Genomic DNA, 11,802 nt, shown 5'->3' on the forward strand with positions numbered 1-11,802 from the left:
GGGCGCACGCACGGCTTGACCTCCGACGCGTTGCGCGCGGCCCGGGTGGTGCTCGGCGACGGCCGGATCGTCGACTGCGACCGGAGGCCGAGACCGCGGCCGGCAGCGCGCGGCAGAGCGCCAAGGAGGCCCGCTCGGTCGACGACGCGCGGCTGTGGCTGCTGCTGGAGACGATCGGGCAGGCGGCCGTCGGGCTCCGCCGTGAGCTGGCCCTCGAGCCCACCGACAAGCGTCCGGCGGACTACGTCGCCGAGGCGCACGGCGAGGAGCCGGGAGCCGCGTCCAGCGCCCGCGCCCTCGACACCGACGACCCGGCCCGCCTCGACCAGCTGCTCGCGTTGCCGCGCGCCCATCTGGTGGTCGACGGATACAACGTCACCAAGCGGGGGTACGGCGACATGTCGCTCGAGCAGCAGCGCAAGCGGCTGATCACCGGCCTGGGCGGGATCGCCGCGCAGACGGGCGACGAGGTGACCGTGGTGTTCGACGGTGCGGAGCGCGTGCACGGCCTGCCGCCGGCGCCCCGTGGCGTCCGGGTCCTGTTCTCCCGGAAGGGAGAGACCGCCGACGAGCTGATCCGGCGGCTGGTCCGGGCCGAGCCGGCCGGGCGACCGGTGGTCGTGGTGAGTTCGGACCGTGAGGTCGCAGACGGTGTACGCCGTCACGGCGCCTACCCACTCGGCGCGGATGCCCTGGTCAGGCGGCTGTCGCGGAGCTGATCCGGAAGTTTTGTCGCACCCGCTCGCTAGCGTCGACATCACGGACGGTGTCCTTCTAGACAGGAGCCTGTGATGCTCATCGACTGCTCCAGCTGCGCGGTGCGGGGTGCGGCGTGCCGGGGGTGCCTGGTGACGGCGTTGCTCGACACACCTGTCGAGATCGAGGGCCTCGACGCCGACGAGCTACGCGCGATCGAGGTGTTCGCGCGGGCCGGCTTCGAGGTCGAGGTGGTCGACCAGCAGCCGGCCGCCCTCCGGATGGTGCGGCCCCGGTCGCGCTCCGGGTTCCGGGTGGCCTGACCCTTAAGATGATCCGATTGCCAGCGGGAGGTGGGCCGGATGACGCCACGCACGTGGGCGGTGGTCGCCTTCGGCGTGCTCGCGGTCGCGCTGGCCGTCGCCGTGCTCGTCCTCGTCCCCTGGCAACGCCCGCCGGCACCGCGGCCCGACCAGGTGGCGGCGCTCCGCTCGCTGCCGGCCGAGCAGGTCGCCACGGGCAAGGCGTTCCGCGCGGCCCTGCGCCCCGCCGGCTACGGCGGCCTGCTGATCGGTCTCGTGGTCGCGCTGGCGCTGGGCCTGAGCCCGCTCGGCGCGCGGCTGATCGAGGCGGTCGGTCGCCCGTTCGGGGGCAACTGGGTCGCCCAGGCCGTCCTCGGCGGCCTCGTCGTCGTGCTGGTCGCTGACCTGGTCACGCTGCCGTTCGCCGCGTGGCGGCACACGGTCGTCTCCCGCTACGGCCTGTCCACGCAGGGCTGGGGCGGCTGGACCGTCGACCTGCTCAAGGGCTGGGCGGTGTCCGCCGTGATCGGCGTGGTCGCGCTGCTCGGCTTCTACACGATCACCCACTTCGCGCCCCGCTGGTGGTGGGCGTGGGGCGCGGCCGGCGCGGCGGCACTCGTGGTGCTGCTCTCGTTCGTGCTGCCGGTGCTGGTCGAGCCGGTGTTCAACAAGTTCACCCCGATGGCCGACGGACCGCTGCGCACCGAGCTGGTCCAGCTCGCCCGCAACGACGGCGTCCCGGTCCGCGACGTCCTGGTCGCCGACGCGTCCCGGCGCACCCGCCAGGTCAACGCCTATGTCTCCGGCCTCGGCCCGACCCGGCGCATCGTGGTCTACGACACGCTGCTGCGCGAGGCACCGCCGGCCGAGGTGGTCAGCGTGGTGGCACACGAGCTGGGCCACGCCAAGGACCGCGACGTCTTCACCGGCACGCTGATCGGCGCGCTGGGCGCGGCGCTCGCGGTGGTCACGCTGTTCCTGCTCGGCAGCTGGACGGGCCTGCTACGCACCGCGGGCGTCACGTCGATCGCCGAGCCGCGGGCGTTCGCGCTGCTGCTGGCCGTGGTGGCGATCGCGGGCCTGGTCTCCTCGCCGGCACAGGCGCTGCTGTCGCGCCGCACGGAGGCCCGGGCCGACGCGCACGCGCTGGCGCTGACCAACGACCCGGGCACGTTCGAGGCGATGCAGGCCCGGCTCTCCGCGGTCAACCTCGGCGACCCCGACCCGCCGCGGTGGGAATACCTCTACGGCGCGTCCCATCCGTCCACCGTGGAGCGCATGGCCGCGGCCCGCGCCTACGCCCGCGGCGAAAGGCCAGACCGGTGAGTCGCACACTGCTCGTCACCAACGACTTCCCGCCCCGACCCGGCGGCATCCAGAAGTTCGTGCACCAGCTCGCCGTCCGGCAGCCGGCGGGCTCGGTGGTGGTCTACGCGTCGACCTGGCGGGGCGCCGAGAAGTTCGACGCCGACCAGCCGTTCGAGGTGGTCCGCGAGTCGACCGGGATCCTCCTGCCGACGCCCAGGGTCGCCCGGCGGGCGGCGGAGCTGGCCCGGGCACACGAGTGCGACACCGTCTGGTTCGGCGCGGCCGCGCCGCTGGGCCTGCTGGCCGACGGCCTGCGCCGCCGGGCCGGGGTCAGCCGGGTGGTCGCGCTGACCCACGGCCACGAGGTGGGCTGGTCAAGGGGCACGACCTGTTCCGGATGCGGGCCAGCGACCTGCGGCGGCTGCGGCGCAGCATGCAGATGGTCATGCAGGACCCCTATACCTCGCTCAACCCGCGGATGACGGTCGCCGACATCGTCGGCGAGCCGTTCGAGATCCACCCCGACGCGGCCCCGAAGGGCAACCGCGACCGGGCGGTGCGGGAGCTGCTCGAGCAGGTGGGCCTGGCGCCGGAACACGCGAACCGCTACCCGCACCAGTTCTCGGGCGGCCAACGCCAGCGCATCGGCATCGCCCGCGCGCTGGCCCTGCGCCCCGACGTGATCATCTGCGACGAGCCGGTGTCGGCGCTCGACGTGTCGGTGCAGGCCCAGGTGGTCAACCTGCTGGAACGGCTGCAGGACGAGCTGGGGCTGGCCTACATCTTCATCGCGCACGACCTGTCGGTGGTCCGGCACATCAGCGACCGGATCGCGGTGATGTACCTCGGCCGGATCGTCGAGACGGGCACCGCGGACCAGGTCTACCTGCGCCCGACCCACCCGTACACCCAGGCGCTGCTGTCCGCGGTGCCGGTGCCGGACCCGACGGCCCGGGCGCGCCGCCAGATCATCCGCCTGACCGGCGACGTCCCGTCGCCGGCGGACCCACCGAGCGGCTGCCGGTTCCGCACGCGCTGCTGGAAGGCCCAACCGCGGTGCGCGAGCGAGGAACCACCACTGTCCCAGCGCGCCGTGGACCCCCACCCGTCGGCCTGCCACTACGCGGAACTGCACCAGGTCATCGCCTGATCTGTCGCGCGCCTGGCTGGGCGGTCCGCCGCGGCGGAGTTGGCTGTCGGCATGGCCGAGCACGACTACGCGCTGTCCAGGCGGGCGGCGGAGTTCTACGAGGCGACGATGGTGCCCGCGTTGTTCACCGCGTGGGCGACCAGGGCGGTGGCGGCCGCCGGGGTGGGTCCCGGCGATCGGGTGCTCGACGTCGCCTGCGGCACCGGGGTCGTGGCGCGGGCGGCCGCCGCGCGGGGCGGGACCGTCGTCGGCGTCGACGTCAACGAGGCCATGCTCGCCGTCGCCCGGCGGGTGCGGCCCGACCTGCGGTGGGAGGTGGGCGACGCGACCCGGCTGCCGTTCGGCGACGACTCGTTCGACGCCGTGGTCTCGCAGGCGGCGCTGATGTTCTTCGGCGACCGGGTGGCCGCCCTGCGGGAGATGGGTCGGGTGGCCGGCCGCGTCGTCGTGGTCCAGGTGCCCGGGCGGCTCGCGGCGAGCGCGGGCTACCTGGCGCTGGCCGACGTGCTCGCCCGGCACGCCGGCGGCGCGGCGCGGGACCTGCTCGGCGCCTACTTCGCCGTCGGCGAGCCGGCGCTGCTGCGCGACCTGTTCGAGCGGGCCGGGCTGCGGATCGCGCGGTTCGAGAGCTGGCTGGGCGCGACCCGGTCCCCGGACCTCGACACGTTCCTGGCCGCCGAGCTGCTGCCGTTCGCGGACAGCGTCGGGCCGGACGTCCGCGCCCGCATGGTCGCCGACTGCCGCGCGGAGCTGGCGCCCTTCGTCGACGCGACCGGCGGGGTCGCCGCACCGATCGAGGTGCACCTGGTCACCGCCGCCGTTTGAGTCCGGGCCGGTGGGGAAACCCCAACGTCGTCAGGCCTTTCGGAAGGAGGCGGCCATGCCGGCAGGAGCGAGCCCGAAGCGGGAGCGGCAGTACAAGCACATCAAGGAAAGCGTCAAGAAGCGCGGCGGGTCCTCGGGGCGGGCCGAGGAGATCGCCGCCCGGACGGTCAACAAGGAGCGGGCCCGGTCCGGTGAGTCGCGTACCGCCAGCCGGTCCTCGGTCAAGGACGTGTCGTCCGGGCACCGGGGCGGCAAGCGGTCCCACAGCGGCGCGCAGGGCCGCACCAAGGAACAGCTCTACAACGAGGCCAAGAAGCGCAACATCCAGGGCCGGTCCAGCATGAGCAAGTCAGAGCTGGAGCGCGCGCTCGCCCGCTGACCCGGGAACCCACGCCCGGCGCCGCGGCTCTGTTCGTACATGGTGACGATTGCGCGGCGTCCGGGTGTGGTGCTGGCCTGCTTGTTGCTGGCACTGGCGGGGGGCTGTTCGGGGGACCGGGACCCCGCGCCGACGCCACCGCCGACGCCCTGCGGCTCCCCGGTCAACGGGGAGATGCAGGGCTCCGGCTCCCTCTGGGCGCTGTTCTTCCCCAGGCCCGGCCAGCCGGCACCGGTGGTCGCCAACACCGAGACGAAGATCGTCTGGAAGATAGGCGGGTCCGGCGACTTCACCATCGGCGCCACCGGACCCGACGCCGCGACGGCCACCCTGGTCTGGGGCCCGGACGGGCACGGCAGCAGCACCTGGGAACGGCCCGGCACCGAGTACGGCACCGGGCTCCTCTTCCCGAAACCCGGCTGCTGGACCATCACCGCGCAGCGGACCAGCGGCGAGAAAGGTGAGCTGCGGCTGACCGTTGCCTAGTGATAGAAGTGGCGGGCTCCGGTGAAGTACATCGTCACCCCGGCCGCCTCGGCCGCCGCGATCACTTCCTCGTCCCGCATCGAGCCGCCCGGCTGGACCACCGCGCGGACGCCCGCGTCGGCCAGGATCTGGAAGCCGTCCGCGAACGGGAAGAACGCGTCCGACGCCGCGACCGCGCCCGCCGCCCGCTCGGCGCCGGCCCGGGTCACCGCCAACCGCGCCGAGTCCACCCGGTTCACCTGGCCCATGCCGACGCCCACCGAGGCACCGTCGTGCGCCAGCAGGATCGCGTTGGACTTCACGGAACGGACCGCCCGCCAGGCGAACGCCAGGTCGGCCAGCACGTCGTCGGAGGCCGGCGTGCCGACCGCGAGGCGCCACGCCGCCGGGTCGTCGCCCGGCGCGTCGATCGCGTCGCGCATCTGCACCAGCACGCCGCCGGTGATCGGCCGCCACTCGGCCGGCAGCGGCGCGAACGCCGGCGCCTTCAGCAGCCGGATGCTCTTCTTGCGGCTCAGCACCTCGAGCGCGCCGTCCGCGAACGCCGGCGCGACCAGCACCTCGGTGAAGATCTCCGCGATCTGCTCGGCCAGCTCGACGCTCACCTCCCGGTTGACCGCGATCACGCCGCCGTACGCGGAGACCGGGTCGCAGGCGTGCGCCTTGCGGTGCGCCTCGGCCACGTCGTCGCCGACCGCGATGCCGCACGGGTTCGCGTGCTTGATGATCGCGACCGCCGGCGCGTCGAAGTCGTGCGCCGAGCGCCAGGCCGCGTCCGCGTCGACGTAGTTGTTGTAGGACATCTCCTTGCCGTGCAGCTGCTCGGCCTGCGCGAGGCCGGCCGGCGCCGACGGGTTGGTGTAGAGGGCCGCCTGCTGGTGCGGGTTCTCGCCGTACCGCAGCGGCGTCTCGACGTGCAGCGTGAGCCCGGCGAAGGTCGGCCACTCCGCGGGCGCCACCGTGGTCGCGAAGAAGTCCGCAACCGCGACGTCGTAGTCGGCGATGTCGGCGAACGCCCTGGCCGCCAGCGCGCGCCGCTCGGCCAGGGTGAAACCGCCGTCCGACAGGGCGGAGCGCACCATCGGGTACGCCGCGGGCGACGTCACCACGGCCACCGAGGCGTGGTTCTTGGCGGCCGCGCGGACCATGGCCGGACCGCCGATGTCGATCTGCTCGATGCACTCGTCGACGGACGCGCCCGAGGCGACGGTCTCCTGGAACGGGTACAGGTTGGACACCAGCAGCTCGAACGGCGCGATGTCGAGGCCGGCGAGCTGCTCGACGTGCGCGGGCAGGCGGGTGTCGGCGAGCAGGCCCGCGTGCACCCGCGGGTGCAGGGTCTTCACCCGGCCGTCGAGCACCTCCGGGAAGCCGGTCAGGTCCTCCACCTTGGTCACCGGCACGCCGGCGGCCGCGATCGCCGCGGCCGTGGAGCCCGTGGACACGATCTCCACCCCGCCGGCGTGCAGGGCTTTCGCGAGCTCGGGCAGCCCGGTCTTGTCGTACACACTGACCAGGGCACGCCGCAGCGGCCGCCGCGCGTCGTCGTTCATGGGATGGTGACCTTCCTTCCGGTGATGGTCCAGCCCTCGCGGACCAGGCGGCCGACGGTGTCGACGAGCTGTCTGCGCTCGGCGACCTTGATGCGCTCGGTGAGCGTCTCCTCGGTGTCGTCGTCGAGGACCGGCACGGCCACCTGGGCGACGATCGGTCCGGTGTCGACACCCGCGTCGACGAAGAACAGCGTCGCGCCGGCCAGCTTGACCCCGTAGGCGAGCGCGTCGCGCGGGCCGTGTATCCCCGGGAACGCCGGCAGCAGCGCGTTGTGCGTGTTGAGGTAGCGGTCGCCGAAGGCGCCGAGGAACTGGTCGCCGACGAGCTTGAGGAAGCCCGCCGAGATGACCAGGTCGGGCTTGTGCTCGGCGACCCGCTGGGTCAGCGCGGCGTCCCAGGACTCGCGCGACGGGTGGTCCTTCACCCGTTCGACGAAGGTGGGCAGGCCGGCGGCGGTGGCCCGGTCGAGCCCGGCGATGCCGTCGCGGTCGGCGCCGACGGCGACCACCGTCGCGCCGTAGCCGGGATCGGCGGCGGCATCGAGCAGCGCGGCCAGGTTGCTGCCGGAGCCGGAGATCAGGACCACGAGGCGAGCGGACGCGGGCACGTACACAGACACTACCGGCCTGGTTGTCCGCCCCTTGCGACCGGTCTTGACGCAGTGATGATCTTCCAGGAATATCGGCAGGCTAACTAGCCTGGAGGGACATTCCCGTGACCAACCCATACCCGCCACAGGGGTACGGCCCGCCGACCCAACCGCAGAACAACACGCTGGGCCTCCTGGCGCTGATCATCGGCATCGCGTCGATCCCGCTCGTGTGCTGCTGGCCGGTCGGCCTCGCGGCCGGCATCGCCGGTGCCGTGCTCGGCCACCTCGGCAAGCAGAAGGCGGCTCAGGGCCTCGCGAACAACCGCGGCCAGGCCCAGGCCGGCTTCATCTGCGGCATCGTCGGCGCCGGCCTGGCCGTGCTGTCGCTGCTGCTCGGCGTCGTGTTCAGCGTCGTCGACCTGCCCGGCGTCGGCAACTGACCCACTGACCGGCCCTCGCCGCGCTCCCTCAGGGGCCGGCGAGGGCCCGGGTCGCCGCGGCGCCGACGGTCGCGCCGACGGTCACCACGACCGCGCCTGCGAGGGCGACCTGCCACGGCACGGGCCCCATCTCGGCGAGCCGGGGCCCACCGACCGGCCCGCGGGACACCAGCGCGGCGGCGCCGAGCAGCACGCCCGCCACCGGGCCGCCGACCGCGGCGGCACCGACCAGCGAACCCCACGAGCGGTGCCGGCCGTACGCGTCGCCCGCCCGCAGCCGCAGCACCCGGCGGGCCAGCAACCAGCCCGCGATCATGCCGGCCACCAGCGGCACGGCCAGCAACAGCGCGCCCAGCCCACCCACGGGTCCCTTGGGGATGCCGGCGGCCAGCGGCAACGGCAGCAACGTGCCGACGTCGACCTCGGTGGTCCGCACGGTCGTGTCCACACCGACCGCGAAACCCGGGCCGAGGAGGTACGCGGCCGCCCAGATCGCGGCGTTCGGCGCGTACGCGAGGCAGATCAGCGTGATGCCCACCTGACCGGCGACCCCGGTGCGGTAGGCGCCGAGGATGTCGCCCGCCTCGCCACCGCTGAGCGCCACCGACAGGCCGGCCATCGCCGCACCCGTGCCGAGCACCAGCACCGCGCCGACGACGCCCGTGCGGATCCCGTCGCGCAGCACGGCCGGCATGCGCACCGCGGTGACCCGCAGGGCGCCCGTCACCCGCAGCGCGCCGACGAGCGCGGCCAGCGTGCCGAAGACGAGGAGTTGGAGGAAGGCGCGCAGCGCGGACACCTCGAGCCCGGGCTTGTCGACGAGCAGCGCGGCGGCCGCGCCGACGACGCCGTACCCGAGCCCGACCGTGCCGGCCACCTTGGCCGCCTGCACCGGTGTGCCGCGCTGCGCGATGCCGTACGCCCGGCTGGTGTGCACCCCGGCGCGGCTGACCCGCCAGGCGGCGAACGCGCCGACCGCGAGCGGCGCCAGGCCGAGCGGGCCGAGCGACGTGCCCAGCGGGACGCCGTGGGCGAGCAGCCAGCCGGCGAGCCCCGCCCGGGTGGCCCCGCCCAGCCCGCCGGCGTTCTCGGTGAGCTGCGCGAGGGTGAGCGCGACGGCCACCGGCAGGATCGAGAAGCAGGCCGCGAACAAGGCGGCGACCGGGCCGGCGACGTGACCGCGCTGCGCGAGCGGGCCGCCCGCAGCCTGGACCACCGGATCCGGGCGGCCGGCGACGAGCTGCGGCACACGGTGGCCCGGCTGCGCGCGCTGTCACCCGCGGCGACGCTCGACCGCGGCTACGCCATCGTCCAGCGCGGCGGCGGGCACGTGGTGCGCGCGGCCGCCGACGTGGCCAAGGGCGATGTGCTGCGGGTACGGCTGGCCCGCGGTGAGCTGTCGACCACAGTGGAGGAGACCCGGTGACCGACGAGAACCTGAGCTACGAGCAGGCCCGCGCCGAATTGGCGTCGGTGGTCGAGAAGCTCGAGGCGGGCGGCATCTCGCTGGAGGAGTCGCTGGCGCTGTGGGAGCGCGGCGAGCGGCTCGCCGACATCTGCCAGCACTGGCTCGACGGCGCCCGGGAACGCCTCGACGCGGCCCGCCAGCAGGCCGGCGCCGAGGCCTAGACGCAGCTCGGCGCCGACCCCGTCGGGGGCCGGCGCCGAGTGCACAGGCCCGGTCAGCCTTCCTTGATCTGGTCCGCCGGGGGCGCCTTCGGCTGCTCGACGTTCTCGAAGTCGAAGAACTTGAACGTCGCCTTCTGCGCCTTGGCCTTGCCGGCGGCGGGGATGTCCATCTGGAGCCCGCTCAGCCGCTCCTCGCTGTCGAGCGTGATGGTCAGCGGGATCGCCTTGGCCTTGTCACCGAGCGCCTTGAGCGTCTCGTCGTCGGTGACGTCGATGTCGGTGTTGCTGGTCAGGTCGACCGTGCCGGTGAACGTGTTGGGCGCGGTCTCCTTCAGGCCCGTGACGCCCTTCACCAGGCTCGTGCCCATCGCCTGCGCGCCGGCCTTGGCGAGCGAGCCCACGCTGGACTCCGCCTGCTCCTTGGTGACGTGGCGCCAGCCGCTGAGCGCGTCGGCCATGCCCTGCATCGCGGGGTCGTCCTCGGCGCCGAGCCCGAGGTCCATCTTCATGTACATGTCGGTGTCGATCTGGATGAGCTCGAGCGAGAACTCCTGGCCCTCGGCGGACGCGGCCATCTTCATCTGCATGCTCTCCGAGGGCTTGTGGCGCACGCCCTCGGCCTTCATGCCGTCGATCTCCATCGTGAACTTGAAGCTGCTCTGCTCCATCTTGCGGCTGGCGGCGTCGATCCGCTGTGCCGGGTCGGCGGGGGCGGAGGTCGCCGCGGCGCCGGGCGTGCCAGCTCCGGACTCGTTGGCCTGGCCACAACCGACCAGGGCGAAGAGGACGACCGCCGAGACGGCGGCCAGCTTTGACGTACGCAAGGTGAAACTCCAAGGATTCTTTGAGGGAAGGTCCGTAGCGTAGCCGGGCCCCTGCGGCGTCACCGCCCCGGTTGATTGGCCGGAAGAACTCCTATTTGGGGAAAGCCGGCAGGTCTAGGACGTCTTTCGCCGGTGGTTTCGTGGGTCGCCCGACCTTGCCGTAGTCGCTGTAGGTTTGCGCCACCCGCTTCGTCGTCCGACCGTCGGCGGACCGCACCGAGACCGCGAGCCCGGCGAACCGGCCACGGCCGTCGAGCTTGACCGTGATCGTGCCGGTCGCCGCCCACCGCACGGTCTCCGGCGACGGTTCCGCCAGCACGACCTGCGCGGCGTCGACACCGAACAGCAGCACGTCCCGGCAGACCTGCTCCGGCACGGTTCCGGTGAACGTGCCCGGTGCGGTCTCGGTGAGGCCGGTGGCGGCGGCGACCAGCCGCGCGGCGACCACGTCCGGCATCGGCGCACCGGCCGACCTGGGCAGCTTGATCCAGCGGTTCCGGCCACTGAGCACGCCGCCTTCGAGGACACCGGTGATCCACCGGTCGGGACCGATCTGGATCGTGCCGCCCGGCGCGCCCGACGGGGTCACCCGCAGGCTCCGGCTCGGCCCGTGCACCTGCCAGACGCTCTTGTCGTCGCCATCCACCTGGACGATCTTGTAGCTGGTCTTCGCGAGGTCCCGCGCGGCGATCGCGAGCCTCGGCCGCGGGTCGATCGGCGACGGCGACGGCGAGGGCGCCGCGCTGGTCGGTGCCGCGGCCGGTGGCGCGGCCTCGGGCGCGCGACCCGAGCAGGCGGTCAGCAGGAGGGGCAGCGCGAGCAGCGCGGTACGGCGGGAGAGCGGCACGGGCGGGCTCCTGGGATCGACGTGATCCGGGAGCGTAGCAACCTAGATCAATTCAACGAGCCGGCCAGCGTACGCAGGTCCGCGTCGCTCGCCTGGCCGACCACGATGACCGTGCGGTCCGGGTCGAGTTTGACCAGGGCCCGCTCGCCCGGCCGGGTCGCGTACGTCTGCCAGGCCGCACCGGCGATCCGGGTGTCGCCCGTCACCCGGGCCTCCGACGTCAGCTCGACCGGGATGATCTGGGTGGGCCGGACGTCGGTCTGCAGCACCTGCGCGCCCTTGCCGTCGGGCGCGACCAGGCCCAGCCGCAGCGCCTTGCCGCCCTCGATCTGCTGCCAGCGGGCGCTGACCGTGGTCCAGTCGTCGGGCAGGCCGGTCGGCACGAGCACCGGGAACGCGTTGGCGTGCCGGGCGTCGTCGATCGCGGCCGTGGTGTCGACGGCGATCGGGTCGTGGCCGTCGAAGAAGATCCGGTAGGCGCCGAAGGCCAGCAGGATCGGCACCAGCAGGACGAGCATGGAGATCACCATGTCGCGCGGCCGGCGCTCGCTGCGCTGCGCGGACTGGACGATCTCCTCGTTGCTGGCCTGCTGCTCCACGAGGGCAATTGTGCCGATCGCCGGCCCGCGCGACCACACCGGGCCGACACGGCCACCCGAACGCCCGTTCAGCGGCGGCTCTGGCCTGGGCCGTGGTCGGCCTGGTGGTCCTACAGATCGCGCTGGCCTTCGCCTCGTTCAGCGCGCCCGTCGTGGGCATCCTCCACGCGC

The 11,802-nt window shown here is 73.6% G+C and carries 14 protein-coding genes and 3 pseudogenes; 11 read left to right on the forward strand and 6 right to left on the reverse strand.

All coding sequences use genetic code 11. The features are described from left to right. The 8 genes and pseudogenes from AB0H87_RS29045 to AB0H87_RS29080 all read left to right on the forward strand — a co-directional run. On the forward strand, window positions 1-719 hold a 719-nt coding region (locus tag AB0H87_RS29045), incomplete at its 5' end, for an NYN domain-containing protein (protein WP_360152437.1). 72 nt (window positions 720-791) lie between these two features. After that, the gene (locus AB0H87_RS29050) at window positions 792-1,019 is read left to right on the forward strand and encodes a hypothetical protein (RefSeq protein WP_360152440.1); all 228 of its coding nucleotides are present in this window, start codon (window positions 792-794) and stop codon (window positions 1,017-1,019) included. 39 nt (window positions 1,020-1,058) lie between these two features. After that, a complete protein-coding gene (locus AB0H87_RS29055) occupies window positions 1,059-2,324 on the forward strand; it encodes a M48 family metallopeptidase (RefSeq protein ID WP_360152443.1) in 1,266 nt (421 codons plus the stop codon). Beyond that, window positions 2,321-2,680, forward strand: a pseudogene (locus tag AB0H87_RS29060) (alpha-(1-2)-phosphatidylinositol mannosyltransferase); the annotation flags it as partial. The gene AB0H87_RS29055 and the pseudogene AB0H87_RS29060, both read left to right, overlap by 4 nt. Then, a pseudogene (locus AB0H87_RS29065) lies at window positions 2,680-3,456 on the forward strand (oligopeptide/dipeptide ABC transporter ATP-binding protein); the annotation flags it as partial. The pseudogenes AB0H87_RS29060 and AB0H87_RS29065, both read left to right, overlap by 1 nt. Window positions 3,457-3,507: 51 nt before the next feature. Further along, complete coding sequence (locus tag AB0H87_RS29070) at window positions 3,508-4,281, forward strand: methyltransferase domain-containing protein (RefSeq protein WP_360152446.1); 774 nt, start codon at window positions 3,508-3,510, stop codon at window positions 4,279-4,281. A gap of 55 nt (window positions 4,282-4,336) precedes the next feature. Beyond that, window positions 4,337-4,660, forward strand: coding sequence for a plasmid stabilization protein (locus tag AB0H87_RS29075; protein WP_360152449.1), 324 nt, complete (start codon window positions 4,337-4,339; stop codon window positions 4,658-4,660). Between the two features lie 39 nt (window positions 4,661-4,699). Then, window positions 4,700-5,146, forward strand: coding sequence for a hypothetical protein (locus AB0H87_RS29080; protein WP_360152452.1), 447 nt, complete (start codon window positions 4,700-4,702; stop codon window positions 5,144-5,146). Here the strand turns inward: AB0H87_RS29080 and purH are convergent. Both purH and purN read right to left on the reverse strand, forming a co-directional pair. Next, complete coding sequence (gene purH, locus AB0H87_RS29085) at window positions 5,143-6,699, reverse strand: bifunctional phosphoribosylaminoimidazolecarboxamide formyltransferase/IMP cyclohydrolase (protein WP_360152455.1); 1,557 nt, start codon at window positions 6,697-6,699, stop codon at window positions 5,143-5,145. The genes AB0H87_RS29080 and purH overlap by 4 nt on opposite strands. Beyond that, on the reverse strand, window positions 6,696-7,313 hold the full coding sequence (gene purN / locus AB0H87_RS29090) for a phosphoribosylglycinamide formyltransferase (protein WP_360152474.1): 618 nt from the start codon (window positions 7,311-7,313) through the stop codon (window positions 6,696-6,698). Before purN ends, purH begins: the two co-directional genes overlap by 4 nt. Before the next feature lie 101 nt (window positions 7,314-7,414). Between purN and AB0H87_RS29095 the strand changes: the two genes are divergently transcribed. Further along, a complete protein-coding gene (locus AB0H87_RS29095; RefSeq protein ID WP_360152457.1) occupies window positions 7,415-7,732 on the forward strand; it encodes a DUF4190 domain-containing protein in 318 nt (105 codons plus the stop codon). Between the two features lie 28 nt (window positions 7,733-7,760). Here AB0H87_RS29095 and AB0H87_RS29100 read toward each other — a convergent pair whose 3' ends face one another. Continuing rightward, a complete protein-coding gene (locus AB0H87_RS29100; protein ID WP_360152460.1) occupies window positions 7,761-8,885 on the reverse strand; it encodes a DUF6350 family protein in 1,125 nt (374 codons plus the stop codon). Window positions 8,886-8,894: 9 nt separating this feature from the next. Here AB0H87_RS29100 and AB0H87_RS29105 point away from each other — a divergent pair. Together AB0H87_RS29105 and AB0H87_RS29110 are read left to right on the forward strand one after the other, a co-directional pair. Beyond that, window positions 8,895-9,158, forward strand: a pseudogene (locus AB0H87_RS29105) (exodeoxyribonuclease VII large subunit); the annotation flags it as partial. Next, the gene (locus AB0H87_RS29110) at window positions 9,155-9,361 is read left to right on the forward strand and encodes an exodeoxyribonuclease VII small subunit (protein ID WP_360152463.1); all 207 of its coding nucleotides are present in this window, start codon (window positions 9,155-9,157) and stop codon (window positions 9,359-9,361) included. The pseudogene AB0H87_RS29105 and the gene AB0H87_RS29110, both read left to right, overlap by 4 nt. A 53-nt stretch (window positions 9,362-9,414) precedes the next feature. Here AB0H87_RS29110 and AB0H87_RS29115 read toward each other — a convergent pair whose 3' ends face one another. The 3 genes from AB0H87_RS29115 to AB0H87_RS29125 form a co-directional block, all read right to left on the reverse strand. After that, on the reverse strand, window positions 9,415-10,185 hold the full coding sequence (locus AB0H87_RS29115; RefSeq protein ID WP_360152465.1) for a hypothetical protein: 771 nt from the start codon (window positions 10,183-10,185) through the stop codon (window positions 9,415-9,417). A 91-nt stretch (window positions 10,186-10,276) separates the two neighbouring features. Continuing rightward, window positions 10,277-11,032, reverse strand: a complete 756-nt coding sequence (locus tag AB0H87_RS29120) for a hypothetical protein (RefSeq protein ID WP_360152468.1) — start codon at window positions 11,030-11,032, stop codon at window positions 10,277-10,279. A gap of 47 nt (window positions 11,033-11,079) precedes the next feature. Then, window positions 11,080-11,631, reverse strand: a complete 552-nt coding sequence (locus AB0H87_RS29125; protein WP_360152471.1) for a DUF4245 domain-containing protein — start codon at window positions 11,629-11,631, stop codon at window positions 11,080-11,082. Window positions 11,632-11,802 lie beyond the last annotated feature (171 nt).

This window comes from Asanoa sp. NPDC050611 (assembly GCF_040654855.1).
GTDB lineage: Bacteria > Actinomycetota > Actinomycetes > Mycobacteriales > Micromonosporaceae > Asanoa.

What these genes read in the sequence shown, in the direction of transcription:
- AB0H87_RS29050 (WP_360152440.1), top strand. Translation starts at nt 792, where the DNA reads ATGCTCATCGACTGCTCCAGCTGCGCGGTGCGGGGTGCGGCGTGCCGG.
- AB0H87_RS29055 (WP_360152443.1), top strand. Translation starts at nt 1,059, where the DNA reads ATGACGCCACGCACGTGGGCGGTGGTCGCCTTCGGCGTGCTCGCGGTC.
- AB0H87_RS29070 (WP_360152446.1), top strand. Translation starts at nt 3,508, where the DNA reads ATGGCCGAGCACGACTACGCGCTGTCCAGGCGGGCGGCGGAGTTCTAC.
- AB0H87_RS29075 (WP_360152449.1), top strand. Translation starts at nt 4,337, where the DNA reads ATGCCGGCAGGAGCGAGCCCGAAGCGGGAGCGGCAGTACAAGCACATC.
- AB0H87_RS29080 (WP_360152452.1), top strand. Translation starts at nt 4,700, where the DNA reads ATGGTGACGATTGCGCGGCGTCCGGGTGTGGTGCTGGCCTGCTTGTTG.
- purH (WP_360152455.1), bottom strand. Translation starts at nt 6,699, where the DNA reads ATGAACGACGACGCGCGGCGGCCGCTGCGGCGTGCCCTGGTCAGTGTG.